This window comes from Actinomadura sp. NPDC048394 (assembly GCF_040651755.1).
Classification (GTDB): domain Bacteria; phylum Actinomycetota; class Actinomycetes; order Streptosporangiales; family Streptosporangiaceae; genus Spirillospora; species Spirillospora montaniterrae.
Genome location: NZ_JBEZJL010000024.1, coordinates 35,006 through 61,402, shown reverse-complemented (window position 1 = coordinate 61,402; position 26,397 = coordinate 35,006). Strand labels below are relative to the sequence as shown.

Sequence of the window (26,397 nt, the reverse complement as noted above, 5' to 3'; positions counted from 1 at the left end):
TGGTCAGGTGACGGTGACCACCACCGAATGCCAGCCGGTCGCGCCGTCCGGGAAGGGCGGCGTGCGGTGTTCGGGCTGGGTGCGGCCGGTCCCGTCGGTGGCGCGGCAGCGCAGGGTGTGGGAGCCGGGCGCGGCGTCCCATTCGGCGATCCACTGCCGCCAGGTGTCCAGGCCGGGAACGGGCGCGAGCCGTGCCGGGCGCCACGGTCCGTCGTCGACCTGCCATTCGACGGCGTCGATGCCGCGGTGCTGCGCCCACGCGGTGCCGGCAACGGCGACCCGTCCCGCTTTCAGGGCGGCGAGGGGCTTCGGGACGTCGATGCGGGAGAACGTCTTGATGGGGGCGTGGTCGGCGTAGCCGCGTTTCGTCCAGTAGGCGCGGTCGGTCGCGAACCGGGTGACCTTAAGGTCGACGACCCATTTGGTGGCCGAGACGTAGCCGTACAGGCCGGGGACGACCAGACGCGCGGGGAAGCCGTGGACGATCGGGAGCGGCGCGCCGTTCATCCCGACGGCGATCATCGCGTCCCGGCCGTCGAGGATCGCCTCCAGCGGGGTGGACAGCGTCATGCCGTCGGACGAGCGCGACAGGATCTGGTCGGCGCCGCTCCGGATGCCGGCGCGGCGCAGCAGCGGCGCGAGCGGCGCGCCGAGCCAGCGGGCGTTCCCGGCGAGGTCGCCGCCGACCTGGTTCGACACGCAGGACAGGGTGATGTCGCGTTCGATCAGCGCCTCGCGGAGCAGGTCGTCGAACGTCAACTCGACGGGGCGGGCGGTCATGCCGTGGATCCGCAGCGTCCAGTCGCGCGGGTCGACCTGCGGCAGGGTGAGCGCGGTGTCGACCCGGTAGAAGTCCTTGTTGGGCGTGTGGAACGGCGTCATCTGCGGCACCGGCACCTGCGCGCCCGCCGGGACGGGACGTGCCGGGCTCGCCGGCCGCGGCAGCCTCAGGTCCGCGCGGACGGAGGAGACGTCGCCGCGGTGCAGCAGCAGCCGCCCGGCCACGCCGCTCGCCGCGGCGACACCGACCGCACCAGCGCTGGTCAGCAGGACGCGGCGGCGGTCGATGCCGGCACCGGTGTCCTCGGAACGGCGTAGCGTGCTCTCCGCCGACGCCGAGGCCTCGGTTGCGCCGCTGTCCGGGGTAGCGGTGCTCTGGGCGGGACGGGCGGCGGCCGGAGACGGGCGAGATGCGACCGGGGACGGGCGGGCACCGCGCACCAGCAGGGCCAGGGCCGCCATGCCGGCGAGCGCGCCGACCGCTGACGGCACCGCGTCCACCGGCTCGGCGACCGGCCTCGTCAGTGCCGCGAGGACTCCGACCGCCCCGAATGCGGCCAGCCCCGTAAGGCCCATCATCAGGTGCCGGCGGCTGACCAGCCCGATGACCAGCGCCGCGACGGTGATCCCGGCCCCGAGCCCGATCAGCAGGACGGTCTTGTCGTTGCTCCCGAAATGCCGGATCGCGAAGTCCTTGAGCCACACGGGCGTGAGGTCGATGAAGCCCGCACCGACCGCGAGCAGCGGCGAGGACGACACCCGTCCGAGCGCCCCGGCGGCCAGCTCCGCGACCCCCAGCGCGACCGCGGCGGCCACCAGCCCGCGCAGGGCCGCGGTCACCCACCGCGATGGTCCGGTCGCTCGTTTCGCTGTCACATCGGGTGTTCGGAGCCGCACGGCGGGTGGATGGGTCGGATCCCGATCCCGCTTTCGACCCATCCGGTGGACCGTCCGCACCGAACCACCGGTGTGAAGACGAACCAACCGGCCCCCGGGCCCGGAGCGGCCGGTGCCGGACCGCCGGACCTCGCCGCGCTGCTCGGCCGCGTCGCGCGCGGCGACCAGGACGCGTTCGCGCAGGTGTACGAGCAGCTGTCCGGGCCGGTCTACGGGCTGGCGCTGCGGATCGTCCGCGACCCGGCGCAGGCGGAGGAGATCGCGCAGGACGTGCTGGTCGAGCTGTGGCGCAAGGCGTCGCACTACCGCCCGGACCGCGGCAGCGCGACGTCGTGGGCGCTGACCGTGGCGCACCGCCGTGCCGTCGACCGCATCCGGTCCAGCCAGGCCGACCGCGACCGCCAGGAGCGCACCGCGACGCCCGGGCCCGAGTACGACGAGGTCGCCGAGGAGGTCGGCATCCGGCTGGAGCACCAGCAGGTGCGGCGCTGCATGGGCGGCCTCACCGAGACCCAGCGCGAGTCGATCACGCTCGCCTACTACGGCGGCTACACCTACCGCGAGGTCGCCGAGCTGCTCGGCGTCGGCCTCGCCGCCGTCAAGACCCGGATGCGCGACGGACTCATCCGGTTGCGCGACTGCCTGGGAGTGCAGCCATGACCCACGACCCGCACGACCTCGCCGGCCCCTACGCGCTGGACGCGCTCACCGCCCCCGAGCGGCGCCGTTTCGAGCGGCATCTGCGGGCCTGCGCGTCCTGCGCCGCCGAGACCGCCGGGCTCCGCGAGACCACCGCCCGGCTGGCGCTCGCCGCGTCCCGCCGCCCGCCGGACCTGCTGCGCGCACGCGTCATGCGGAAGGTCGCCCGGACCCGGCAGGCGCCGCCACCGCTCGCGCGCCGCCTCCCGTCCCCCCGGACCGGGGGCCTGGCATGGCTCGCCGCCGCGGCCTGCCTTGTCCTCGCCCTCGCCGCCGGCGGCGCGGCCTGGCGGTCCCACCGCTCCGCCGAACACGCCCAAGCACTGAACCGCCAGGTCAGCGCTGTGATGGCCGCACCGGACGCGCACACCTCCACCGTCCGGGCGCAAGGGAGCGCCAGCGTCACCGTCGTGGCGTCGCGGTCGCTCGGCAAGGCCGTCGTCACCACGTCCGGGCTGCTTCGCCTGCCATCGGCGAGGACGTACCAGATGTGGTGGCTCGGCCCGGCCGCTCCGCGCTCCGCCGGGACGCCCGACCTGACGGGGAAGGCGCGCCCCGTCGTCACGGCGGGCCTCGGCGACGCGCAGCGTCTCGGCGTCACCATCGAACCCGCCGGCGGCTCCCCCCAGCCGACCAGCGCGCCGATTCTGACCGTCGCACTGGGCTGAGGCCGGACGGAGAAACCGGGAACCGATCCACCCCGGCTACTCGCCCGCTACGGCGAAGACCATGGTTCCTCGTGCGGATCGGGCAGTTCCTGCACCACCGGCACCCATCGGTCCACCCCGGTCCTGCTCAGCAACGTGACCAGCCGCGGCTGCGGCCGCAGGACCAGCAACTGCCCGCCGGCGGCGCTGATGTGCTTCCAGAGCCGGACCAACGCGTTGATCCCCGACGAGTCGCAGAACGACACCCCGCCGAGGTCCAGCACGATGCGCGGCGGGTCTCCCTCCGCGATCAGCCGCCCGACCCGGGCCGACAGCCCCGGGGCCGTCGCCAGGTCCAGCTCCCCCGACACCTGGACCACCAGCCAGGGACCGACCCTGCGGACACCCGCGCCCGGCTCGGGCACCGGCGGCGGCTCGTCGCACGCCCCGGCCATCCCCGCCACCTCCCCCGGCTCGACGACGGCCGACTCCGCCCCGTGACGTTCCGTTCGAAGCGGACAGTGTCCAGCCTTTCACCCACCCGGCCGAACCGGTAGCGACCGAAGGCATCGTAAGAAAAATAATTCGGCAATCAGAAACCGTGAAACCAACGACAGCCGTCCCTGGAGGCAACATCACCCACCGGGTGCGGGGACGCAGAAGTGCTGGTGAGCGTCATGACGACGAGGGGCGGCCGGTGCCCCAGCCAAGCCATCGGTGAAGCGGGGCCAGAGACGGACGGGTAGGTGTCTTGGCACGGTGGCGGGCGCGCCCGGCGCGGGCGGGAGCGTGGGCGGGCGATCCCTGAGCGGCGTCGGCCGGCTCGTTCGCCGTCACGCTCGTGGAACGGGACCGGGCGATGATCTCCAGCGCATCGGCCACACGCGCGGCATCAGCGGGCCGGATGTCGGGCTCCTTGGCCAGCAGGCGCAGTATCGCCTGCTCCAACTCGGCCGATATCCCGGGTTGCAGCCGCCTGGGTGGAGTTGGGGATTCGTGCAAGTGCCGTTGGAACAGCGCAGTGGCGGTGTCGGCCTCGAATGGCCGCTGTCCGGTGGACAGTTCGTACAGCACGCAGCCCAGGGCGTAAAGGTCGCTGGCCCGGCTCGGCGGGTGTCCCAGAGCGAGTTCAGGGGCCAGGTAGCCGGCGGTGCCCAGCACTGCCCGCGCAGGGTGGCCGGAGGTGGCGGGGCCGAGACGACGGGCGATGCCGAAGTCGGTGAGCTTCAGGACGCCGTCATCGGTCAGCAGCAGGTTCGCCGGCTTGACGTCCCCGTGCACGACACCGGCGGCGTGGGCGGCGGCCAGCGCTCGAGCGGCCTGCGCACCCAGGTCCGCGACCTGCGAGGGCGCCGGCGGACCCTGCCGGTCCAGGACCGCGGACAGGTTCCGGCCGGGAACCAGCTCCATGATCAGGAAAATGCGGTCGCCGTCGGCGGCCACGTCATAGATCTGCACCACGTTGGGATGCACCAGCCGGGCGGCGTACCGGGCCTCCTGCCAGATCCGTTCACCGGTCGTGCCCGCCGCGTCGTCGCGGGGCGTGCCCTGGTGCGGGCCGGCGAAGGGAACGCGGTCCAGCAGCTTGACCGCGACCAGGCGGCCCAGCGACACGTCCTGGGCGCACCACACCTCGGCCATGCCGCCCCGGCCGACCGGCTCGACCAGCCGATACCGGCCTGCCAGCAGTACCGAGCCCTCGGCCGCGCGTCCGTGTCGTCCCATCACTCCTGACCTCGATACGGAGCCACCGGGGCGAGTGGAGGCATCGAAACTGCGGGGCCCCACCCCCGCCCGGGGGCGACGGGGGTGGGGCGGTGCCACAGGCCGCCGCAGTCCGCTGGGCCGCCTGTGGCCAGGCCACGACGGGGGTGCATGGCCTTCACCTACTCCAGCGCCACAGCCTCCGCGAATGTCACCCGCCAAAATGTGCAACCTATAGGTTGCACGAAGGCGCGGGAACGTGCAACCATCGAGTTGCACTTAGGGTTCGACAGTGAAGGAGCTTTCCGATGAGCGAGGACCGTATCGAGCGCGACACGCTGATCTCGGCACCGCTGGAGCGGGTGTGGTCGCTGGTGGCCGAGCCCGGCTTCTGGGTGTCGGAGGAGGCGAGCATCTGGAAGGACGACGGCGCGGGCCCGGCCGGTACGGTGGCCGGGGAAGGCGAGTCGATGATGGCCAAGAACCCCATTCTCGGAGAGGTCGCGGTGCGGGTGGAGAAGGTCGAGCCGCCGACGTACGTGGCGTACCGGTGGGCCAGCGCGTTCCCCGGCGAGGAACTGCGCGAGGGCAACAGCACGCTGGTGGAGTTCACGCTGAGCGCCGAAAACGGGAAGACGCGGCTGCGCGTCGTCGAGAGCGGCTTCGCGGCGCTGGCCGGATCCGACGAGCTGCGCGGGGACGCGTTCCGCTTCAACTCCGAAGGCTGGCCTCAGGTGTTCGAGGCGCTCGCGAACACCGCCGAACGGTCCGGATGAGCACCCCGCAACGCCTCGGCGGCGCCGACGAGATCGGCAGCGTCTGCGTCGCCCTGGCCGACCCGACCCGGCGCGACCTGCTCGACCTGCTCGCCTCGCAGGGCGAGGCCACCGCGACGACGCTCGCCGAAGGCCTGCCCGTCTCGCGGCAGGCGGTCGTCAAGCACCTCGCCGTCCTGGACGCCGCCGGGCTCGTGACCTGCGGCCGGGTCGGCCGGGAGGTGCGGTACGCGGTGCGGCCCGCCGCGCTGGACGCGACCGCGCGGTGGATGGCCGCGGTCGCCGCCGGGTGGGACCGGCGCCTGGCGATCATCAAGCGCGTCGCCGAAGCGGCCGAATCAGAAGAACGCTAGCAAGAGGGCTCCGAGCACACCCCGCGCACCGCGGGGTGTGCCGAGCATGCGCCCACACCTTCCGTACCGGGTTCTCCAGAAGGGAACCGTCATGTCCACCGGCATCACCTCGCCCCCGGCCGCCCGGCCGGCGCGCTTCACCGGCCGGCAACGGCTGATCCTGCTCGTCCTGCTCGGCGCCGGGTTCATGCTGTCCGTCGACTTCTCCATCCTGAACGTCGCGCTGCCGGAGGTGGGCGACGGCGTCGGGCTCAGCCTGACGGCGCTGCCCTGGATCGCGTCCGCCTACGCCCTGCCCGCGGCCGGGTTCACCCTCCTGTGCGGACGGCTGGGCGACCTGCTCGGCCGCCGCCGGCTGTTCCTCGCGGGCATCGTCCTGCTCACCACCGCCTCGCTGCTCGGCGGCCTCGCGACCGATCCCGCGATGCTGCTGACCGCCCGCACGCTGCAGGGCCTGTCGACCGCCCTGACGATCCCGGCGTCGATGTCCCTCCTCACCACCACCTTCGAGGAGGGCGCGACGCGCGACCGCGTCCTGGGCCTCAACGGCGCGCTGCTGTCGGGCGGCTTCACCATCGGCGCGCTGCTCGGCGGCACCCTGGTCAGCGCGCTGAGCTGGCGGTCGGCGTTCTTCATCAACGTGCCCGTGGCCGTCGCCATCCTCGTCCTCGCCCCGCTGCTGATCGGCGAGAGCCGGGTGCCGGACCGGGTCGGGCTGGACGTCCCCGGCGCGGTCACCGTGACCGGCGGCCTGCTGGCCGCCGTCTACGCGATCGTCGAGAGGAGCGTCCCGGCCGGTGCCGCCGGCGCCGTCCTGCTGGCCGCGTTCTGGCTGGTCGAGCTGCGCTCGCCGGCGCCGCTCGCCCCCGTCCGCATCCTCCGGCGGCCGACCGTCAAATGGGGCAACTACGCCGGGCTCGTGGTGTTCGGCACGGAGACGTCCATGATCTTCATGATGACGCTCTACCTGCAGAACGTCCTGGCGTTCGACCCGCTCGTCACCGGCCTTATCTTCGGGGTGCCCGGCCTGGCGGCGGTGCTCGCGGGCCCGGTCGCCGGCCGCCTCATCGGCCGCCGCGGGTACCGGACGGTACTGCCCGCGGGGCTGGCCGTGCAGACCCTCGCCACGGTCCCGCTGATCTTCCTCGGCGCCGACCGCGCCGGGCTGGCCGTCCTGATCCCGGCCCTGCTCGTCAGCTTCTTCGGGCACGTGACGGCCATCGTCGCCTACACCGTCACCGGCACCTCCGGCCTGCCGGACCACGAGCAGGGGCTGGCCACCGGCCTCACCACGATGACCCAGAACGTCGCCATCACCATCGGCATCCCCATCCTCAGCGCCGTCGCCGCCACCGGGACGTCCGAGCTGAACGGGATCCACCTCGCCCTGACCGTGAACGTGGCGTTCACCCTCGCGAGCGCCGCACTCGTCTGGATCGGTCTCCGGCCCCGCGCCCGGCACAGTGCGAACACCCCTGCGGCGGCGGTCGCCGACAAGGTCCAGACCCACTGACCAGGGACGCCGCGCAACACAGAACAGGAGACCATCCGTGAGCACCAAGACCGCGTCCGCCGATCAGGTCGGCCCTCCGCCTCCGTACGACCCGGAACTCGCCGGGGCGGAGGCCGCGTTCGCCGCGATGATGCCGCCGTCCACCACGCCCGACCTGGTCTCGGCGTTCCGTTCGGGCCCCACCGGCACGGCGCCGGTCATGTCGGACGACGAGCTCGGCCGGGACGGCGAGTTCCAGGTCTTCGAACGGACGGCGCCTGGACCGGCCGGCGCCCCCGACATCACCCTGCTCATCTGCCGCCCGGCGGGCGCGGAGGCGCCGACCCCGGCGATCTACTACACGCACGGCGGCGGGAGCATCTTGGGCGATCGGCGCACCAACATGCCCGACATCCTCGACCTCGCCTCGTCGGTGGGCGCCGCGGTCGTCTCCGTCGAGTACCGGCTCGCGCCGGAGCACCCGCACCCCGCGCAGGTCGAGGACTGCTACGCCGGCCTGCTGTGGGTCGCGGCGAATACGGCGGAGCTGAACATCGACCCGGACCGCATCATCGTCGCCGGCCCGAGCGGCGGTGGCGGCCTCGCAGCGGCGATGGCACTGCTCGCGCGCGACCGCGGCGGCCCCGCGCTCGTGGGCCAGATGCTGCAGATGCCGATGCTCGACGACCGCGGCGACACCCCGTCGGCCCGGCAGATGGCGAGCCAGGACAGCTGGATCAACACGCTCAGCGTGACCGCTTGGACGTCCCTGCTCGGCGACGCGCGCGGAGGGCCGGACGTCTCGCCGTACATCGCGCCCGCCCGGGCGACGGACCTGTCCGGCCTGCCGCCGGCGTTCGTCTACGTCGGTTCCGCCGAGTCCTTCCGCGACGAGGACGTGGCCTACGCGTCGGCCATCTGGCGGGCCGGTGGGCAGGCGGAGCTGCACGTCTGGTCCGGCGGGTTCCATGGCTTCGACTTCATGGCACCGCAGGCGGCCGTGTCCCAGGCGGCCAAGGCGGCCCGCACATCGTGGATGCGCCGCATCTTGAATACCGCCGCGTCCTGAACACAAGGAGCTGACCCGCTCGCACGACGCGCCGGCCGCTGGAGCAACCGTGGCCCGGTGGCGTCCAGCGGCAGGCGGCAGGCGGAGCACGTGACCAGGTCCTTCCAGGTCTCAGGCGGCGCGGTGGTAGTCGGGCAGGGGGCGGGCGGTGTGGGTCTGGACGTGGCGCTCGACCGCTCCGGCGATCTTCATCACCGACAGCCGGACGAGGGCGTCGCGGACGCACCGGCCGCCGCTGGTCTTCGGCACCATGAGGCCCACGTTGGGGCCGATCTGCTGCTTCTTGTCGACCAGCGGCCGCTGGACGGCGTCGTAGCGGGCGAAGGCGGCCTGGTGGTCGCCGTTGGCGGCGGCCAGTTCGCCGGCCAGCCGGTAGGCGCCGACGATGGCCAGTTCCGCGCCCGCGCCCGAGGCGGGGGACGCGCACCAGGCGGCGTCGCCGACGAGGGCGACGCGGCCGGTGGACCAGGAATCCATGTGGACCTGGCCGAGGGCGTCGAAGTAGAGGTCGGGGTCGGCGAGCGCGGAGTCGAGCAGGGCCCGGGTGGGGGCCCAGGTCTGGTCGGCGAACGCCTCGCCGAGCAGGCGGCGGTGCTCGGCGGTGTCGCGGTGGTCGTGGTCCAGCGGCCCGGAGCGGAAGATGAAGTAGGCCTTGGCCTGCTCGTGGTTGCCGGACCGGTAGATCCCGGTCATCTTGCCGGGGGTGTTGAACATCGTCACCCAGCGGTCCTCGCCGAGGGCGGCGTCGGCGTTGCCGAAGGCGAAGTAGTGGTCCTTGTGCCGGATGAACCGCTCCTCCGGGCCGAACGCGAGCCGCCGCACGTTGGAGTGCATCCCGTCGGCGCCGATGACCAGGTCGAAGCGGCGGGCGGGCGCGTGCTCGAAGGCGACGGTCACGCCGTCGTCGTCCTGCTCGATCCCGCTGATCGAGTCGCCGAAGACGATCTCGGCGTCGGTGGCCTCGTGCAGCAGCGCGACCAGGTCGCCGCGCATGATCTCCACCGAGCCGGCGCCGCGGGTGTCGATCCGGGCGACGGCGCGGTCGGCGGCGTCGACGAACTTCATGCCGTGCACGTCGGCGGCCAGTTCCCGCACTCGGGGCATGAGGCCCATCCGCTCGATGACCGTGGCCGCGTCGTCGCGGACGTCCACGCCGTTGCCGCCGGCGCGCAGCCCGGGGGCGCGCTCGACGATGGTGGGCCGGAAGCCGTGCCGGGCCAGCCAGTGGGCCAGGGTGAGGCCGGCGATGCTGGCTCCGGAGATCAGGATCCGCTCGTTCATGGGGGGCTCCTCTACACTGGACCAAATCTGGAACGTGGGTTCCAGATGATTATGTGGAAGGAGCATTCCAGTTGTCAACACCCGCACGCCGAGCCGACGCCGTCCGCAACCGGGACCTCGCCCTCGACGCCGCCATGGCCCTGCTCGCCGAACCGGGGACGTCCCTGACCGTGGGGGCCATCGCCGAGCGCGCCGGCCTGGGCGCCGGCACGGTCGTCCGCGCCTTCGGCGGCAAGGACGCCCTGCTGGACGCCGCCGTCGCCCGCCTGCTCCGACCCGTCGTCCAGCGCGCCCGCGACCTGATCGCCGACACCACGCCCCACCAGGCGCTGCGCACCTTCCTGCGCGAACTGATCGCCTTCCAGGCCGCCCACCACGCCATGAACGACCAGCTGACGGGCCTCGACCTGCCCCTCACCACCGCGCTGCGCGCCGACCTGGTCGGCGCCGTCGAGGAGATGATCGAAGGCGCCCGCCGCGACGGGCACGTCCGCACCGACCTCGACCTCGCAGCCGCCAGCGCCCTCATCATCGCCACCGCGCCGGCCATCGCCCGGACCGACCCCGGCCTCACCGACGCCTACCTCACCGTCCTCCTGGACGGCCTCTCCGCCCCGAACAGCTCCACCCCTTGAGCAGTTCCGCGACGAGCGGCAAGTCCACGCGAAAGAAGATGCCGGCGATCTCCTGCCCGCAGCAGCCCGTCGCCTACGGACGGACGCTGATGATCGTCTTTCCCTTGCGCCGCCCGGTCCGGTTGAAGGCCGCGACGGCATCATCGAGGGACGCGACGTCGCCGATGTTCGTGCGCAGCCGCCCGTCACGCACCCGCTGCACGATCTCACCCAGTTGGGCACGATCGGACTCGACGACGAAATCGACCGCGAGCCCGTCGGCGGGCCGCGCCTCGACCGGTCCGACGACCGACACCAGCGTCCCTCCGGCTCGGACCAGACCCACAGACCGCCTCTGGACGTCGCCGCCGATGACGTCGAAGACCAGGTCGACTCCGCCGACGTCTTCCAGCGCGTCGCCCTCCAGGTCGACGAACTCCATCGCGCCGAAGCCGAGCGCCTTCCGACGGTCGGCGGCGCGTCCGGTGCCGATGACGTGGGCGCCGGCCTCACGTGCCAGCTGCGTCACCATCGATCCGACCGCGCCCGCCGCGCCGTGCACCAGGACGCTCTGCCCAGCCTGAAGGCGGCCGTGCTCGAACAGTCCCTGCCACGCGGTCAGGCCCGAGATCGGCAGGCTCGCGCCCACCGTGAAGTCGACGTCGCCCGGCAGCGGCGCGAGGTTGCGCGCCTCCATCGCCACGTACTCCGCCAGGGTTCCGTCGCGATGCCAGTCGGTGAGGCCGAACACCCGCTGCCCCACCGACACCCCCGTCGTGCCATAGCCCATGGCGGTGACCACTCCGGCGAGCTCGTGCCCGGGGACCGACGGCGTCCGGTCACGGCCGAGGCGATCGGTCCAGGTCGAGGGCCACGTCAGCTCGGTCGGGACGAATCCCGACGCATGGACCTCGACGACGACGTCGTTGATCGCCGCCGGCGGCTCGGGCCGCTCCACCAGCGTCATCCCGGCCGTTCCCGCGGCCTCGTCCGTCACCACGATCGCCTTCATCAGGCGCCTCCCTGTCCCCGGTCCTCGCCCGCCTCACCATGAGGCGGCCGGCCTTTCCCAGCGCCGTCAGCTCGGCGCAGCATGCATCAATACCCTCCTCATGGCTTCTTTACAGTGAGATGGGCGGCGAGCAGCCGGTGGAGGTTGCCGCCGAGGATCTTGCGGATGTCGGGTTCGGGCAGGCCGCGGGCCAGCAGTTCGCCGGTGAGCAGGGGCAGGCCGGAGGGGCCGGCCAGTCCGGGGAGCGTGGCCATGACGTCGAAGCCGGCGTTGGCCGCGGGGTCCTCGCAGCAGGGCGGGGTGAGGTCGGCGTAGACCTCGTGGATGAAGTCGGGCCCCAGGCCGACGTGGTCGATGCCCGCCACCGAGGCGACGTGCTCGATGTGCTCGGCGAGCCGGGCGAGGGTGTAGCCGGACGGATCGGCGGACAGAAAGCCCGGCAGGAAGTTCACGCAGACCACGCCGCCGGTCGCCGCGACGCCGCGGATCTGGTCGTCGGTCAGGTTGCGGTGGTGGTCGCGGAGGGCGCGGGCGCTGGAATGGGTGGCGATCACCGGCCGGGACGCCAGCTCCAGGACGTGCTCCACCCCGGTGGCGCCGAGGTGGGAGATGTCCAGCAGGATCCCGAGCCGTTCCATCTCGGCGACGGCCTGGACGCCGGCGGCGGTCAGCCGGCTCGCGGTGGCGTCCTCGCCGCTGCCGTCGGCGAGCGGGGTGCGTCCCCAGTGCGCCATCGACGCGACCCGCACGCCGAGCCGATGCACGGTCGCGAGGAGTTCGATGTCGGCGTCCAGTCCGGGCATGCTCTCCAGCGCCAGGACCAGCGCGATCCTCCCCTCGGCCAGCGCCGCGTCGATCTGCGCCCCGTCGAGGCAGAGCCGGACGTCCTGGGGGTTCCCCTCGGCGATCACGTGCGCGCACTCGATCATCCGGAGCGTCTCGCGCAGCGCCCCCTCGGGCCTGAACTGGCCGTCGATGAACACCGGGAGCACCTGCAGATCGACCCCGCCCGCGCGCAGCTGCGGCAGCCATCGCTCCCGGAAGAACGACGCCCACCGCGCGGGCGGACGGGCCACCACCGCCATCAGCAGGTCGTTGTGCGCGTCGGCCACCACGGCGCTCTCATGCAAGTCAGCAGGCATGATCGGAACTGTAACCCGGCGATGCGGAAGCCATGCGCCGCGTGGAGCCTTGGTCGCGCACGGACGTCGTGGGCCGGGTCGCTAGTTCTGCGGCTTGGTCGAGGCCGTCGGCGCGGCGGTTCCGGGAGTCCGGACGGCGATCATGGCGATGTCGTCGGTGCCGGTGGTGGGCAGGTCGTCCAGGAGGCCGTCGCACAGGAGATCGAGGGGCCGGTGCGCGAGCGTGCAGGCTTGGCGGCGAAGGCGGTCCAGGCCCGCGTCCAGGTGCTCGCCGGGGCGTTCCACGAGACCGTCTGTGTACAGCAGCACGGTGGAGCCGGGTGGGAGCGGTTCGGTCGAGCTTTCGTAGGTCTGGTCGAAAGGGAAGCCCAGCAGGGGGTTGGCGCCCTCCTGGAGGAAGCGGCCGTCGCCGCCGGAGGTGACCAGGAGCGGCGGCGGGTGCCCGGCGACGGCGTAGTTGAGCTGCCACCGCCCGGGTCCGGGTTCCTCGACGCGCGCGAGGACGCAGGTCGCCGTCGCCTCGGGCGCCACCGTCTCCATGGCGTTGTTCAGCCGGCGCAGGATCTCGCCGGGCGGGGCGAGGCGATCGGCCGTCAGCACGCGCAGCATGTTCCGGAGCTGGCTCATGCCGACGGCGGCGGCCAGATCGTGGCCCGCGACGTCGCCGATGGCCACCACGGTCGCGCCGTCGGGAAGGACGAACGAGTCGTACCAGTCGCCTCCCACCTCGGCGGCCGCGGGGCTCGCCATGTACCGCGCGACGATCTGCAGGTCGCTGAGCGCGGGGGGCTCGGCGAGCAGGCCGTGCTGCAGGGCCAGCGCGATCTGCTGGGTCCGGTGGAACTGGACGGCGCCGCTCAGCGCGTCGTGGGTGTGCTCGAAGATCTGCCGCATGAGGGCGATGTCGTCGCGGCTCATCGGCCCGCGGTCGCCGCGCCGCGCGGCGGTGACCGCCGCCGCCACGGCGCCGTCGACGACGACCGGCATTAACACGACGCTGGTGGCGCCGGTCTCGGCCAGCCAGTCGGTGGTGCTCTTGGGCAGCAGGCCGGACGGCGGGCTGCCCGGCGGAAAGGTGCGCTGCAGCGGCCTGCGCCGCTCTAGCGCGCGGGCGAACCCGCTGTCGGGAGCGAACCGCTGCTCGACCGCGTTCGACTGCCGCCGCAGCCCGCGATCCGCGGCGGTGGCGACGCGCTGGGCGATGACCGGGGCGCCGGCGGGACGGTCGCCGAGATCGGGGAGCAGGTGCACGCCGCATCCGTCGGCGAGCGCGGGAACCAGGACATCGGCGAGCGCGGCGAACATCTCGGTCAGTCCGGGCTGCTCCGCGGCGGCCGCGGCGGCGCGATCCAGCAGCTCGCGGCGCTGCCGCTCCCGCCACTCCTGCTCGATGTCGAAACAGGTGCCGATCCATTCGATGACGACGCCGTCCTCGACCACCGGCGCGGACCGCACCTCGAAGTGCCGGTACTCGCCGTCGCGCGTGCGGACCCGGTAGACGTGGTGCCAGGGGCGGGCGTGCCGGCGGGTCCGGTCCCACGACTGCAACGTGGGCTCGCGGTCGTCGGGATGCAGCGCCTGCGTCCAGCCCTCGCCGAGGAACTCCTCCCGGCTCTGCCCGGTAATCCGCTCCCAGCCGCCACTCGATTCGATCACCTGGCCGGCCGCGTCCGACACCCACACGACCTGCGCGTTGATCCACACCAGGCTCTCGAACCGGCGGCGCGACCGCTTCTGCTCCTCGGTGGCCCGATCCGCACGCCGGACCGCGGCGGCCTGCTCGGTCACGTCGACGGCGACCACCAGGACCCCCGGCCGGTCGTGGGTGAATCGCGAGAGGGTGAACGAGAAGTACCGCTCCTCGTCGCCGGCGTCCGCGGCGGCCGGCCGCACCGGCGCCTCGACGAGGCTGACCGGTTCACCGGTCTCCAGCACACGATCGAACAGGTCGCCGTAGTCCTGCTTCGCCGCGACGCCGAACGCCCGTCCGATCGGCTCGCCGAGCGGACGGTCCCCGACGAAGGCCCGGTAGGCGAGGTTGGTGTACACCAGACGGTGATCCGGCCCGATCGTCAACGCGACCGCGACCGGCGCCGGATCGAAGGCCTCCAGCGCGAGCCAGCCCATCCCGCGCCCGTCCGCACCGCCCATCCCCAGTCCCCCAGCCATCCACCGAACCCGTCCGAGGCCCCACGAGCGGGTGCCTCATCCGACCGCGTCACCGGTTGCCACGTCTGCGCCGGATGCCCCCTCCCCTCCATCCATACATCACTTAAGGTCAGCATTTCATTCCGAAGAGTAGCCACCCCTTGCGACCAGAACGTGGCGGCCGAGACCTCGCCCGCAGGACGGCAGGCGGCGCCGTCATCGCCCAGCTCGATCTTGAGGAGATCCTCGCTGCCCGCGCCGCCGCGCTCGGCACCGAGATCCCCGGACGCGACGAGCCGGAGACCGCCGAGAAGATCCGCGCGAGCGTGCGGCGCGTCGCGGCGCACCGGATCGCTCGCGGGTCTCGTTTCGCCGGACGCTCGCGTTCACCCGAATCCGCGCGCCTGGCTGGATTCCCGTTGGGTCCGTCAGCTGTTCCGCCTTGGCGAATCCGAGATGACGTCCTCCCTGTAGGCGGGGGCCATCTGGTTCTTGCACTGCTCGACGATGCCGTGGATTTCCTTCTCCGACACGTAGGCGTTCTGGATGCGCATCGGCTTGCTCGCGCCCATCGGCAGGAACAGCGCGTCACCCTGCCCGATCAGCTTCTCCGCGCCGGGCTGGTCGAGGATGACGCGGCTGTCTGGCAGGGAGGACGTCGCGAACGCCAGCCGCGACGGCACGTTGGCCCTGATGGGGCTGGTGAAGACGTCCACCGAGGGGCGCTCCGTCGCGAGGACGAGGTGGATGCCGGCGGCGCGGGCGAGCTGGGCGAGGCGCACGACCGACTCCTCGACGTCGCGGGGCGCGACCATCATCAGGTCGGCGAACTCGTCCACGATGACGAGCATGTAGGGGTAGGGCGTGTAGGCGCGTTCGCCGCCGGGCGGCGCGGTCAGATTCCCGGTCTTCACCGCCTTGTTGAAGCCGTCGATGTGCCGGAACCCGGACGCGGCGAGGTCGTCGTACCGGCGGTCCATCTCGCCGACCACCCACCGGAGGACCCTGGCCGCCCTGTTCGGGTCGTTGATGATCGGCGTGATCAGGTGCGGGATGTCCTGGTACATCGTGAGATCGACGCGCTTGGGGTCGATGAGAATCATCTGCGCCTCGTCCGGCGCCGCCCGCATCAGCACCGACGTGATCAGCCCGTTGACGCACGTCGCCTTGCCCGCGCCCGTCGCGCCCGCGATGAGGAGGTGCGGCATCCTCGCCAGGTTCACGGCGACGGCCCGGCCCTCGACGTCCTTGCCGAGGCCGACGACCAGCGGGTGGCGCTCGTTGGTCGCGTCGGGCGAGCGGAGCACGTCGCCGAGGTTGACGACGTCCTTGTCGGTGTTCGGGACCTCCACGCCGATCGCCGACCTCCCGGGGATCGGGGAGATGATCCGCACGTCCACGCTTCTGACCGCGTACGCGATGTTCCTCGTCAGCGCGGTGACCTGTTCCACCTTCACGGCCGGGCCGGGCTCGATCTCGTACCGGGTGATCGTCGGACCCCGGGTGAACCCGGTGACCTGCGCGTCGATGCCGAACTGCTCCAGCACGCCGGCGAGCGCGTTCACCACCGTGTCGTTGGCCTTCGTGCGCGGCTTGGGTTCCGGGCCGCGGAGCAGCAGGGAGGCCGGGGGCAGCTTGTATTTCCTCCCGTCGGGCAAGGGGCCGAGCGCGCGTTCATGGTGCGGGCCGCCGGTGCGGGACGGCCGCTGCGCGTCGGCTACCAGGACCTTGGCTTCGCTGCCGGCGGCGAGGCTCCGGAGCCGGGCAGGGACGGTGTCGCTGGGCGGTCTGGCGAAGGGATCTTTGGCCAGCAGAGCGAGCAGGTAGTCGTCCACGGCGCGGGGGATGGCGGGCCGCAGGCTGCTGGGAGCGGGCGGAGGTTTGTGCAAGTGCTGGCCCACGATGGCGAGCAGGTTGTCGCCGGGGAACAGCACGCGTCCGGTGAGCAGGCGGAACAGGGTGGCGCCGAGGGCGTAGACGTCGGCCGCGGGGGTGGTGGTCTGCCCGTCGGCCTGTTCGGGGGCCATGTAGTGAGGTGTGCCGAGCACCGACCCGGTCGCCGACAGCCCGGCGGTCGCGTCTTCCAGGCGGGCTATGCCGAAGTCGCACACCTTGACCCGGCCTTGCTGGTCGAGGATGAGGTTGGCGGGCTTGACATCGCGGTGGATCACCCCCGCGGCGTGCGCGGCCGCCAGGCCGTCCGCGGCCTGAGCGCAGTATTCGAGGGCCTGCCGCACCGGCAGCCCGCCAGGGTGCTGTTCCAGCAGCGTGGCCAGGTCGGGACCGGGCAGCAAGGGCAGCACCAGGAAGGGCCGGCCCTCGTGGTCGTCGATGTCGTGGACGTCGGCGATGTGCGGGTGGCTGAGCCGCGCGGCGGCCTTGCCCTCCCGGCCGAATCGGGCCAGTGCGAGCCGCGTCGCTTCGCTGGTCGCGCGCAGCAGCATGACCTTCACCGCGACGTCCCGGTCCAGGCGCAGATCCCGCGCCTGCCACACCTCCCCCATCGCCCCCTGACCCAGGGGCCTGACCAGCAGGTACCGACGCGCTAGTTCCTCACCGGCTCGCACCCCGCCGCCTTTCACTTGCTCGGCTGGGGGACCTTGCAGGAGGCGGTGGGGTTGAGGCCGATGTAGTTGAGCGGACCGGAGACCAGGGTGATCCCGATCGTGGCGAAATCGGCGCAGCTGCCGTCGAACTTGGCGTAGTAGTGGCGCTGCCCCGCCGCGAGCGCTCCGATGATCAGCCAGACGACGAGCACCCACCGTCCGGACCGCATCGTTACCTCCGGTGACCCCGTCGCCGACCCTGGGGTACGACAGTAACGACAAGATCGTCCATAGTTAAGCAAGTGCGGCAAGGTGTGTCGTCCCACCGACGTCCGGACACCGGATCCATCCCGGGGTGTGCCGCTCCAGAAGCAGACATTCAGCTCAGGCGCGTCGAGACATAGCGAGATCGGGTCGCACGGCGACGCGGGGCCGGATTCCGGGGTTCGTGATCGTCATATCGCGGTGAAGCCGCCGTCGGCGGCGACCACGGCGCCGGTGACGAAGCCGGCGCGCGGTGAGGCGAGGAAGCAGAGCACCTCGGCGATCTCCTCGGGGCGGGCCACCCGGCCGAGCGGCTGCGCTCCGGCGAAGGAGGCCAGGTACGCGCGGCTGTCGGCGCGGAAGGTGTCGAGGAAGTCGGTCTCGATGACGCCCGCGGCCACGATGTTCGCCCGGATGCCGAGCGGGCCGCCCTCGACGGCGAGGACCTTGGTGAGCTGGGCCAGGGCGCCCTTGGACGCCGCGTAGGCGGCGCCGTCCGGCATGCCGACCGTGCAGACGTACGAGCCCGTGCTCACGATGGCGCCGCCGCCGCGCTCCCGCATCGCGCGGAAGGCCTCGCGGGCGAAGAGGAACGAGCCGCGCGCGTTGACGGCCATCAGCGCGTCCCAGTCGCGCGCCGTCGTGTCCGTGATCGGTTTGTTCAGGGCACGGCCGGCGTTGTTGACCAGGATATCCAGGCCGCCGAACGTCTCGACGGCCTGCCGCACTGCCCGCGCGGCCACCGCCTCGTCCGCGACGTCGCCGATCAGCGGATGCACGCCGGGAAACTCCGTTCGCAGGTCCTCCACCTCCCGGCGCTGATCGACGGCGACGATCCGGGCGCCACGGCGGTGCAGCAGCCGGGCCGTCTCCCTGCCCACGCCGCGCGCGGCCCCGGTGACGAGGGCGATCTTTCCGGCGAACTCGCCGGTTCCATTGGACGGATCCGCAGATGTCATCGATCCTTTCCTTCCTTCTCAGGGCCGGGTCCCGGCGCTGCGTGGGACGAAGCCACAGCGGCTCAGTGCGCGGTGAGCCCGCCGTCGATCACGAGTTCGGCGCCGGTGACGAACGAGGAGTCGTCGCAGGCGAGGAAGAGGTAAGCGGGTGCGACCTCGGCGGCGCGCCCGGCCCGGCGCATCGGGGTGCGCTGGATGTCGGGCTGGCGGTCGCCCTGCTCGTCCAGGATCTCCTGGATCATCGGCGTGGCGATCACCCCGGGATGCACGGAGTTGACCCGCACGCCATGGCGCGCGTACTCGACCGCGGCGGTCTTGCTCAGCAGGCGCACCGCGCCCTTGGACGCCTGGTAGGCCGCGGCGGAGCCGCTGCCGACGAGCCCGAGCACCGACGAGGTGTTGATCACCGAGGCGTCGCCGCTCGCGCGCAGGAGCGGCATCGCCGCCTTCATGCCGAACCAGGTGCCCTTCTGGTTCACGTCGATGACGCGGTCCCAGGCGTCCTCCGCCGTGTCCTCGATGCCCGGCCAGTCCACGATTCCGGCCAGGTTCACCAGCACGTTCAGGGTGCCGAAGCGCTCGCGCACGACGGCGATCGCCTCCGCCCACTCGCGCGCCGAGGAGACGTCGAGGCGGACGGCGGCGACCTCCGCGCCGAGCGCCTCGATCCGGCGGGCCAGGTCCCGCAGCGGTCCGTCGGCGACATCGGTGATCACGAGGCGGGCGCCTTCGCGGGCGAAGAGCTCGGCGGTCGCCGCGCCGATGCCGCCGGTCGCGCCGGTGATCAGCGCGACCCTGCCGGCGAGTCGTCGTGTCGTCATGGCGTCCTCCGGATTCGTCATCGCTGTCGTTTGCTCGGGTCGGGTCCCGTGCCGCGAGCTGCCGGGCGCGTTCTCGGTCACGACGGCTGCCGGTAAAGCACCAGGTGCTCGTGGTAGAGGACGCCGTCCCGGATGTCGCCCGTCGCGGTGAACCCGGTGTCGTCGACGTAGTCGATGTGGCTGCCGGTCACCGTGTACCGGCCCGTGTACGCGCTGCGCCGCCGGCCTCGGGCCTCGTCGTAGCGTCCGTCCGGCAGCAGTTCCTGGCGGATGTGACCGTCCGCCGTCACCCACATCCCGACCACGTCGACGTTCTCGCCACTGTGGATCATGTTGGTCCCCCCTCTGTGGCACACTCCGCGAGCTTAGGCCCGCTTCGTCGAGTCTGCGCAGGTCAGAGGGCATTCACCAGGACGTGTGCTGCCTGGGTGCGGCGCACCCAGGCAGCACCCGCGACCGCCGCATAGCCTGGCCGCATGGACGGCAACCACCTGGGGGAATTCCTGCGCGCGCGCCGCGCCGCCCTGCGGCCGGAGGACGTCGGCATGGCGAGCTACGGCACCCGCAGAGTCGCCGGGCTGCGCCGCGAGGAGGTCGCCGTCCTGGCCGGAGTGAACGCCGACTACTACACCCGCCTGGAACAAGGGCGCGAGCGCAACCCCTCAGCCCAGGTGCTCGACGCTCTAGCCCGCGCGCTGCGCCTCGACACCGACGCCCGGGCGCACCTGTTCCGCCTGGCCGGGACCCTCCCGGACGACCGGCCCTCCACCCGGGCCGCCGAACGGGTCAGCCCGGCGCTGCGCCAGTTGATGGACGGCTACCCCCACACCCCGGCGTTCGTGATGAACCGGACCCTGGACATCCTCGCCGCGAACGCTCTGGCCGACGCCCTCTACGCCCCGTTCGAACCGGCCGACAACCTGGCCCGCATGACCTTCCTCGACCCGGCCGGCCGGAGCTTCTACACCGACTGGGACCGGGCGGCCCAGGCCGCCGTCGCCAACCTCCGCCAGGCGGCGGGCTTCGACCCGGACGACCCGCGGCTGGCCGAGCTCGTCCGCACCCTCGCCGATCAGAGCGCGGACTTCGCCCGTCTCTGGAACGCCCACACGGTACGGGGCAAGACCCAGGACGCCAAGCGCTTCCTGCACCCGGACGTCGGCCCGCTCACGCTCACCTACCAGGCCTTCGACGTACGCGACGCCCCCGGCCAGCAGCTCGTGATCTACCACGCCGAACCGGGCGGCGCCGACGCCCAGGCCCTCGACCTCCTCGGCACCATCCACGCCACCCGCCGCCAAAACGAACCGCACAGGTGAATGTCTGTGTCTCGTCTTGGGGCGGGTGCTCGGTTTACTGGATGCCGGCGTCCTTGCATTTGGACGCGTAGGCGCCCTTGCACAGGTCGGCGGCCTTGACGAAGCCGTCGTCGACGACCTGCTTGACGTTGTCCTTGAAGATCCCGATCGGGATCAGCAGCACGGACGGCACATCGCGCTTGCCCTGCGGGTCCTTCACGGTGGCGCTCGTCTCGCCCTTCTGCCCCTTCAGCAGGGAGATGGCGAGCTTGGAGGCGGCGTCGGCCTCCTGCTTGACGGGCTTGTAGACGGTCATGCACTGCGAGCCGTCCAGGATGTTCTGCAGGCCCTGCAAGGTCGCGTCCTGGCCCGTGATGGCGACCTTTCCGCCCTGCCCGTTCTTCTTGACCACCGCCACCGCGGCGTTCCCGAGGTTGTCGTTGGCGGCCAGGACACCGTCGATCTTGCCGTGCTGCTCGGTGTACATCTGCTCGAAGATGGTCGCCGCCTTCTCCGGCTTCCAGTCCGGGACCGGCTGCTCGGCCACCTTCTTGTACTTGGAGACCTTGTCCAGGATGTTGTGCGCGCCCTGGGCGAACAGCGTGGCGTTGTTGTCCGTCGGCGAGCCGTCCAGGTAGGCGATGTTGGCCGCCTTGTCGCCCAGGCATTTCTGCAGGCCCTTGCCCAGTTCCTCACCGACCCTGACGTTGTCGAAGGAGACGTAGTAGTCGGACACCCCGCCGAGCGTCAGCCGGTCGTAGTCGATCGTCTTGACGCCCTGCGACTGGGCCTTGCGCTGCACCGCCGCCGCGGAGTTGGAGTCGAGCCCGGTCACGAGCAGGACGCTGACCCCGCTCGTCAGCATCTGGTCGGCGATCGTCTGGAACCGCTGCGTCGAGCCTTCCGCGTTCTGGATGTCGTACTGGACGCCCGCCGCCTTGAACGCCTGCTCCAGGTACGGCCGGTCGAAGCTCTCCCACCGGGTGGACGAGGTCGTGTCGGGGAGGATCACGCCGACCTTGCCCTTCACCGCCGAACTCGTTGCGCCGGTCGAGTCGTCGGATCCGTCCCCGCACGCGGAAAGGGTGACCGCCGCGGCCGTCGTCAGGGCGGTCAGGCACACGATCCCCTTGCGGAGGACGGTGTCTTTGGCAACCAGCGCCGATGTCTTCTTGCGCATGCCAACTCCAAAGGGGTGGGAGGCCGGGCCCTGCCCGGCCGCCGGCTTTGCTGAACTGTAGAAACGCCGGTTAATCAGCGTCAAGAACAAAAGAGTCCACAAATGGCCATAGTTTGAACGGAGTACGGATAAACTCCTAGGGTTGCCGCCATGGACGACGCGCCCGGTTCCCTCACCTCCCTGCGGTCGCGCAACCGGCTGCTGGTCATCGACGCCGTCCGGCGGCACGGCCGGATCAGCAGGGTCGACATCGCCCGGGCCACCGGCCTGTCCCGGACGACCGTCTCCGGCCTCGTCAACGACCTGCTGGCCGAAGGCGTGCTGACCGAGTCGGCGGAGGGCGCGGTGCCGTCCGCGCCCCGGGGCGGCCGTCCCGCGACCCCGCTCACCCTGAACCCGGAGGGCGGCGGGCTGCTCGGCGTGCATCTGCGCCACACCGACATCCGCGTGCTGCTCGCCGACCTGTCCGGCGGCGTGCTCGGCGAGCGCTACCACGAGATCGACGTCGACCACCGGCCGGACGAGGCCCTGGACTTCATCGCCGGCACCGCCCTCGACCTGGTCGCCACCGTCGGGCGCGACGCCGGGCGCGTCTTCGGCATGGGCGTCGCGGTGTCGGCTCCCGTCCGGTCGCGGTCGCACACGCTGAGCCAGCCCTCGATGCTGTCCGACTGGACCGACGTCGACGTCGCGGAACGCCTGAGGGAGCGCATCGGGCTGCCCGTCCACGTGGGCAACGACGCCAACCTCGGCGCTCTCGCCGAGTGGACCTTCGGCGCGGGGCACGGCGTCGACGACCTGATCTACGTCATGCTGTCCGACGGCGTGGGCGCCGGGCTGATCCTGGACGGCCGCCCCTACCAGGGCGCCACCGGGGCCGCGGGCGAGCTCGGCCACATCGCCGTGGTCGACGGGGGCTACGTCTGCCGCTGCGGGAACCGCGGCTGCCTGGAGACCGTCGTCGGGGCGCGGGCGCTCACGGCGGCGTTCGCCCGCACCCGCGGCCCGGACACCACCATCGCCGATCTGGTGGCCCTGCTCGCCGCCGACGATCCGGGGGCGCGGCGGGTGGTCACCGACGCGGGCCACATGATCGGACGGGCGCTGGCCGACATCTGCGCGATGCTCGAACCGCGGATGGTGATCGTCGGCGGCGAGGTCGCCGCGGTCGGCCGCCCGCTGCTGGACGGGATCCGCGACGTGCTGCTGCACCGCCTGCCCTCGCCGCTCGTCCAGGGCATCACCGTCACCGGCAGCCGCCTCGGCGACCGCGCCGAGGTGTTCGGCGCGATCGTCCTCGCGACCCGCCAGACGTCGGCCCATCTCCTGGCCCCGCACTTCGGCGGAACGCCCCGGGGACCCGGGACCGCGTCCACGAAGGAGACGCCGGCCCGGTGAGCGAGGCCCCCGCGTCCTGCACGCCGGGTCAATCGCGGGGGAGCCGGTGACTGGTCCTGCCGATCAGCTAGGCACTGACCATCGCCTAGGCCAGGTGAACCGTTCGGTCATCGGGCTTCGCGCTGGCGCTGTTCGGCCTCGAGTACGTCGGCGAGAGCCGAGCGCTCGGCCTGATGACGGCGAAGGAGTTCAGCGCTGAACTCCGTCCACGCGGCATCCTGTTCGTCGGTCATCTGGGCCGACGGAACTTCGGACTCGACATCGGGATGGGCGTCGAGGAATCTCGCGAACAGCGAGCCCATCTCCTGGCTGTGCCGCCGGTTGAGCGCGATGCGTCGCGGGTCCATTCATCCAGTACATCAGCACGTGCGAGCGTCGTGGTGCTCGCGGAGACGGTGACGGGCGCCGGAAGGGCGGGCGGGGCGCGGTGATCGCGCCCCGCCCGAGCGTCAAGCCGGGTCCGTCATGGGGAGCAGCGGTTGCCGAGGACCCGCTGGGGCGTCTGGGCCGTGCCGGCGTGCCCGAAGGAATTCGGGGTGCAGGTGAAGGTGGCGCCGGTTTCCCGGCTGGTGATGGTGAAGGGGTCGTCGAGGGGGCCGCTGGCAGAGGCGCCCGCGGACGGGACGCAGCGGTCGACCCCGTCCCACTGGTTCCCGCCCTGCCACACCAGCCGGTCGCATGTGTACCCGGGAAGGGCGACCTGTGCTGGTCTCGTGGAGGCGAGGGCGGGAGCGCCGGGTGCGAGAGCGGCGGCCAGGGCGAGGCCGGCCAGGGACAAGCGCGTGATCATAGGTCCTCTTTCGGAGTGTCCGGGAACCGGAAAACCACGAATATCACTATCTGTAGTCACACGACTACCATCCGAACGGGTACATCCGATTCACCGCCATCGGCCGGCGGGCCTGACGACACTTCGTGCACATCACCTCCGCCCCCATCGAAGGATCGAGAGGTCACGCTCGTGAGCATCCGTGCGACGCATCGCGCTCTGCTGGGCCGTCTGCTGCCCGCCGACGAACCGGACGACCTTGCAGTACGTCAGGGGCAATTCCACATCGTGGTCATCGGCTCGGACCGCGTCGTGTGCCTGCCTCGAACCCGGGCGGCGGCCGCCCGGCTGCCCCAGCGGGCCGCCGCACTGCGCGCACTCGCCGGCCTCGACCTCGGCTTCCGCACACCTGAGCCGCTGCTCCAGGGCGGCGCCCACGGCACCGGCGAGGCGCCGTTCCTGGTACTCAGCCGCATACCCGGCGAACCGCTGCAGGCCGACGCCCTCAACGATGCCCAAGTGTTCGACACCGTGGCGGCGCAGTACGCCATGCTGCTGTCCGGCCTGGCCCGTGCCGGCACCGACGAGACGGTACGAGCGGTCCTGCCGCAGGCACCGGCAGGCCGGTGGGGGCTGTTCGCGGAGAGCGTGCGCGCGGAGTTGTTCCAGCTCATGTCCGACAGCGGGCGCCTGCGGGCCGGTCGGGAACTCACGGCACTCGACGGCCTTCCCCACCTCACCCGAGCGGTGGTGCATGGCGACCTCGGTGCCGAGAACGTCCTGTGGGAGTGGACGCACGGGCGGCCGCGCCTCTCCGGAGTGCTCGACTGGGACGATGTCGCGCTCGGCGACCCGGCCGAAGACCTCGCAGCCATCGGTGCCGGCTACGGCCCTGAGCTCCTGGAGCGGGTGCTCGCCCTGGGCGGCTGGTCGGACCGCGGGCTCCTCACCCGCATCGCCGCGATCCGCGGCACGTTCGCCCTGCAGCAAGCCCTCTACGCGATCCGCGACGGCGACGAGGCAGAACTCGCGGATGGCCTGGCCGGCTACCGCTGAGGTACACCAGCACACCGGCGAACCTATGCGGTCACAGCCCAGCGAGTCAGGAGCGGGTGAGGTGGGACGGGGTCCGGGGCCACGGCGCGGTTCGTTCGAGCTGGGAGGACAGCCGGAAGAGAAGGTCTTCCCGCGCGTACGGGGCGGTCAGCTGGACGCCGATCGGCAGGCCGGTCTCGGTCCGATGCAGCGGGAGGGAGATCGCGGGCTGGCCGGAGATGTTGCTGAGGACGGCCAGTTCCGCCATGGCGGTCCAGGCCGGTGCCGTTTCGCTGAGCGGGCGGTCGCCGCTCAGCGTTCCCAGGGGCGGTGGGAGTCCCGGCAGGGTGGGGCTCAGGACGATGTCGACCGCGCTGGAGGCGCGGACGATGCGGCGGCTCCACCGCGCCAGGACGTCGAGGGCGTCCAGGAGTTGGGCGGTGGTGGTCGCGGAGCCTCGGGTCACGGCTGCGGCGGTCCCCGGTTCGAGGTCGTGCATGGGGACGCCGATGCGCCGTTCCCAGGCGGTGACGTCGCGGGCGACGGAGGTGGCGATCACGAGTCCCATGGCCGAGACGCCGTCGGCGTCGGCGAAGGCGCCGGGGGCGAGTATCCGGACGTGGTGGCCGAGCGACTCCAGCATCCGGGCCGTGGCGTTCACCGCGGTGACGCACTCGGGGGCGACCGGCCCGCCGGACGGCCGTTCCTGGAGAAGGCCGATGTGCAGGCGCCCGGGGTCGGCGCCGAGTTCCGCCGTCCAGGGACGGGACGGGGGCGGGGCCGCGGTGAGGTCGCCGGGGGCGGGGCCGGCGGTGGCGTCCAGGACGGCGGCGCTGTCGCGGACGGTGCGGGTCAGCACGTGCTCGTGGGTTAGCGGCCCCCAGTACGAGGCGTAGGGGGCGAGGGTGATGCGGGCGCGGGACGGTTTGAGGCCGACGAGGCCGCAGCACGACGCCGGGATCCTGATGGAGCCGCCCATGTCGTTCCCGTGCGCGAACGCGACCATGCCGGAGGCGACGGCCACCGCGGAGCCGCCGCTGGAGCCGCCGGACGAGCGCGTGAGGTCCCACGGGTTGCGGGCCGGGCCGTGGGCGAGCGGTTCGGTGGTGGGCGACATGGTGAGCTCGGGGACCTTCGTCCGGCCGAGGAGGACGAGCCCGGCCGCGCGGTAGCGGCCGGTGAGCGCGGTGTCGGCGGGCGAGACCCATGGATGCTCGCGCAGGTAGGTCATGCCGTGCTGGTAGCGGTCGCCGGCTGAGTGCTGCACGGCGTCCTTGAGAAGGAACGGGACGCCCGCGAAGGCGCCGCGGGCGGGCCGGGCGGGCCGGGCGGCCTCGTCGCGCGCGCGCTCGAACCGTTCCGCGGCGAGCGCGCCGAGCACCGGGTCGAGGCGCTCGATCCGGTCGATGGCGGCGTCGACGAGTTCGGCCGGGCTCAGCCGCCCGGTCCGGACGAGCCCGGCCTGCGCGACCCCGTCGAGGTCCAGGAAGTCATCGCTCATGGCCGTCCTCTC

Annotated in this window: 26 protein-coding genes; 10 read left to right on the top strand and 16 right to left on the bottom strand. The window is 72.3% G+C overall.

The annotated features are described in order from the left end of the window. Window positions 1–3 precede the first annotated feature (3 nt). Window positions 4–1,620, bottom strand: a complete 1,617-nt coding sequence (locus tag AB0C78_RS19250) for a molybdopterin-dependent oxidoreductase (RefSeq protein ID WP_360749505.1) — start codon at window positions 1,618–1,620, stop codon at window positions 4–6. A gap of 129 nt (window positions 1,621–1,749) precedes the next feature. On the opposite strand from AB0C78_RS19250, the gene sigK reads away from it, so the two are divergent. Together sigK and AB0C78_RS19240 are read left to right on the top strand one after the other, a co-directional pair. Then, a complete protein-coding gene (gene sigK / locus AB0C78_RS19245; protein ID WP_360749502.1) occupies window positions 1,750–2,337 on the top strand; it encodes an ECF RNA polymerase sigma factor SigK in 588 nt (195 codons plus the stop codon). Next, entirely contained in the window at window positions 2,334–3,044 is a 711-nt protein-coding gene (locus AB0C78_RS19240; protein ID WP_360749499.1) for an anti-sigma factor, read from the top strand. Before sigK ends, AB0C78_RS19240 begins: the two co-directional genes overlap by 4 nt. Window positions 3,045–3,091: 47 nt before the next feature. On the opposite strand, the gene AB0C78_RS19235 is transcribed toward AB0C78_RS19240, so the two are convergent. Together AB0C78_RS19235 and AB0C78_RS19230 are read right to left on the bottom strand one after the other, a co-directional pair. Beyond that, complete coding sequence (locus tag AB0C78_RS19235; RefSeq protein ID WP_360749496.1) at window positions 3,092–3,478, bottom strand: STAS domain-containing protein; 387 nt, start codon at window positions 3,476–3,478, stop codon at window positions 3,092–3,094. Window positions 3,479–3,698: 220 nt separating this feature from the next. Next, window positions 3,699–4,748, bottom strand: a complete 1,050-nt coding sequence (locus AB0C78_RS19230; protein WP_360749493.1) for a serine/threonine-protein kinase — start codon at window positions 4,746–4,748, stop codon at window positions 3,699–3,701. Between the two features lie 287 nt (window positions 4,749–5,035). Between AB0C78_RS19230 and AB0C78_RS19225 the strand changes: the two genes are divergently transcribed. The 4 genes from AB0C78_RS19225 to AB0C78_RS19210 all read left to right on the top strand — a co-directional run bounded on the left by AB0C78_RS19225 (window position 5,036) and on the right by AB0C78_RS19210 (window position 8,417). Further along, window positions 5,036–5,503: an SRPBCC domain-containing protein gene (locus AB0C78_RS19225; RefSeq protein ID WP_360749490.1), complete on the top strand. Its 468-nt coding sequence runs from the start codon at window positions 5,036–5,038 to the stop codon at window positions 5,501–5,503. Next, the gene (locus tag AB0C78_RS19220; RefSeq protein WP_360749487.1) at window positions 5,500–5,856 is read left to right on the top strand and encodes a metalloregulator ArsR/SmtB family transcription factor; all 357 of its coding nucleotides are present in this window, start codon (window positions 5,500–5,502) and stop codon (window positions 5,854–5,856) included. The genes AB0C78_RS19225 and AB0C78_RS19220 overlap by 4 nt, the downstream gene beginning before the upstream one ends. Before the next feature lie 91 nt (window positions 5,857–5,947). Further along, on the top strand, window positions 5,948–7,369 hold the full coding sequence (locus tag AB0C78_RS19215; protein ID WP_360749484.1) for an MFS transporter: 1,422 nt from the start codon (window positions 5,948–5,950) through the stop codon (window positions 7,367–7,369). 37 nt (window positions 7,370–7,406) lie between these two features. Beyond that, window positions 7,407–8,417: an alpha/beta hydrolase gene (locus AB0C78_RS19210; protein ID WP_360749481.1), complete on the top strand. Its 1,011-nt coding sequence runs from the start codon at window positions 7,407–7,409 to the stop codon at window positions 8,415–8,417. Window positions 8,418–8,528: 111 nt separating this feature from the next. Here the strand turns inward: AB0C78_RS19210 and AB0C78_RS19205 are convergent, their stop codons facing one another. After that, window positions 8,529–9,698: an FAD-dependent monooxygenase gene (locus tag AB0C78_RS19205; protein ID WP_360749478.1), complete on the bottom strand. Its 1,170-nt coding sequence runs from the start codon at window positions 9,696–9,698 to the stop codon at window positions 8,529–8,531. A 71-nt stretch (window positions 9,699–9,769) separates the two neighbouring features. Between AB0C78_RS19205 and AB0C78_RS19200 the strand changes: the two genes are divergently transcribed. Beyond that, window positions 9,770–10,333, top strand: a complete 564-nt coding sequence (locus AB0C78_RS19200) for a TetR/AcrR family transcriptional regulator (protein ID WP_360749475.1) — start codon at window positions 9,770–9,772, stop codon at window positions 10,331–10,333. A 73-nt stretch (window positions 10,334–10,406) separates the two neighbouring features. Here AB0C78_RS19200 and AB0C78_RS19195 read toward each other — a convergent pair whose 3' ends face one another. From AB0C78_RS19195 to AB0C78_RS19160, 8 genes are all read right to left on the bottom strand, one after another. Then, complete coding sequence (locus tag AB0C78_RS19195) at window positions 10,407–11,324, bottom strand: NADP-dependent oxidoreductase (RefSeq protein WP_360749472.1); 918 nt, start codon at window positions 11,322–11,324, stop codon at window positions 10,407–10,409. 98 nt (window positions 11,325–11,422) lie between these two features. Next, a complete protein-coding gene (locus AB0C78_RS19190; protein WP_360749469.1) occupies window positions 11,423–12,466 on the bottom strand; it encodes a membrane dipeptidase in 1,044 nt (347 codons plus the stop codon). A gap of 81 nt (window positions 12,467–12,547) precedes the next feature. Beyond that, window positions 12,548–14,635, bottom strand: a complete 2,088-nt coding sequence (locus tag AB0C78_RS19185; protein ID WP_360749467.1) for a SpoIIE family protein phosphatase — start codon at window positions 14,633–14,635, stop codon at window positions 12,548–12,550. 407 nt (window positions 14,636–15,042) lie between these two features. Then, on the bottom strand, window positions 15,043–17,181 hold the full coding sequence (locus AB0C78_RS19180) for a DNA translocase FtsK (protein ID WP_360749464.1): 2,139 nt from the start codon (window positions 17,179–17,181) through the stop codon (window positions 15,043–15,045). 11 nt (window positions 17,182–17,192) lie between these two features. Then, complete coding sequence (locus AB0C78_RS19175) at window positions 17,193–17,390, bottom strand: hypothetical protein (RefSeq protein WP_151537771.1); 198 nt, start codon at window positions 17,388–17,390, stop codon at window positions 17,193–17,195. Window positions 17,391–17,615: 225 nt separating this feature from the next. Further along, window positions 17,616–18,383 (bottom strand): SDR family oxidoreductase, encoded by a 768-nt coding sequence (locus tag AB0C78_RS19170; protein ID WP_360749460.1) that lies wholly within the window; start codon window positions 18,381–18,383, stop codon window positions 17,616–17,618. A gap of 62 nt (window positions 18,384–18,445) precedes the next feature. Beyond that, the gene (locus AB0C78_RS19165; protein ID WP_360749457.1) at window positions 18,446–19,204 is read right to left on the bottom strand and encodes a glucose 1-dehydrogenase; all 759 of its coding nucleotides are present in this window, start codon (window positions 19,202–19,204) and stop codon (window positions 18,446–18,448) included. 77 nt (window positions 19,205–19,281) lie between these two features. After that, window positions 19,282–19,536, bottom strand: coding sequence for an Atu4866 domain-containing protein (locus AB0C78_RS19160; protein ID WP_360749454.1), 255 nt, complete (start codon window positions 19,534–19,536; stop codon window positions 19,282–19,284). Window positions 19,537–19,680: 144 nt separating this feature from the next. Between AB0C78_RS19160 and AB0C78_RS19155 the strand changes: the two genes are divergently transcribed. After that, complete coding sequence (locus AB0C78_RS19155) at window positions 19,681–20,523, top strand: helix-turn-helix transcriptional regulator (protein WP_360749451.1); 843 nt, start codon at window positions 19,681–19,683, stop codon at window positions 20,521–20,523. A gap of 34 nt (window positions 20,524–20,557) precedes the next feature. On the opposite strand, the gene AB0C78_RS19150 is transcribed toward AB0C78_RS19155, so the two are convergent. Then, on the bottom strand, window positions 20,558–21,682 hold the full coding sequence (locus AB0C78_RS19150) for a substrate-binding domain-containing protein (protein WP_360749448.1): 1,125 nt from the start codon (window positions 21,680–21,682) through the stop codon (window positions 20,558–20,560). A gap of 150 nt (window positions 21,683–21,832) precedes the next feature. Between AB0C78_RS19150 and AB0C78_RS19145 the strand changes: the two genes are divergently transcribed. Next, window positions 21,833–23,080 (top strand): ROK family transcriptional regulator, encoded by a 1,248-nt coding sequence (locus AB0C78_RS19145; protein WP_360749445.1) that lies wholly within the window; start codon window positions 21,833–21,835, stop codon window positions 23,078–23,080. Between the two features lie 107 nt (window positions 23,081–23,187). On the opposite strand, the gene AB0C78_RS19140 is transcribed toward AB0C78_RS19145, so the two are convergent. Together AB0C78_RS19140 and AB0C78_RS19135 are read right to left on the bottom strand one after the other, a co-directional pair. Continuing rightward, a complete protein-coding gene (locus AB0C78_RS19140; protein ID WP_360749442.1) occupies window positions 23,188–23,427 on the bottom strand; it encodes a hypothetical protein in 240 nt (79 codons plus the stop codon). A 116-nt stretch (window positions 23,428–23,543) separates the two neighbouring features. Next, window positions 23,544–23,870 (bottom strand): hypothetical protein, encoded by a 327-nt coding sequence (locus AB0C78_RS19135; RefSeq protein ID WP_360749439.1) that lies wholly within the window; start codon window positions 23,868–23,870, stop codon window positions 23,544–23,546. Between the two features lie 171 nt (window positions 23,871–24,041). On the opposite strand from AB0C78_RS19135, the gene vph reads away from it, so the two are divergent. Continuing rightward, entirely contained in the window at window positions 24,042–24,905 is an 864-nt protein-coding gene (vph, locus tag AB0C78_RS19130; protein WP_360749436.1) for a viomycin phosphotransferase, read from the top strand. Window positions 24,906–24,951: 46 nt separating this feature from the next. Here vph and AB0C78_RS19125 read toward each other — a convergent pair whose 3' ends face one another. Beyond that, window positions 24,952–26,385 carry an amidase family protein gene (locus AB0C78_RS19125; protein WP_360749432.1) on the bottom strand — a complete coding sequence of 478 codons (1,434 nt, stop codon included), beginning with the start codon at window positions 26,383–26,385 and terminating at the stop codon, window positions 24,952–24,954. Window positions 26,386–26,397 lie beyond the last annotated feature (12 nt).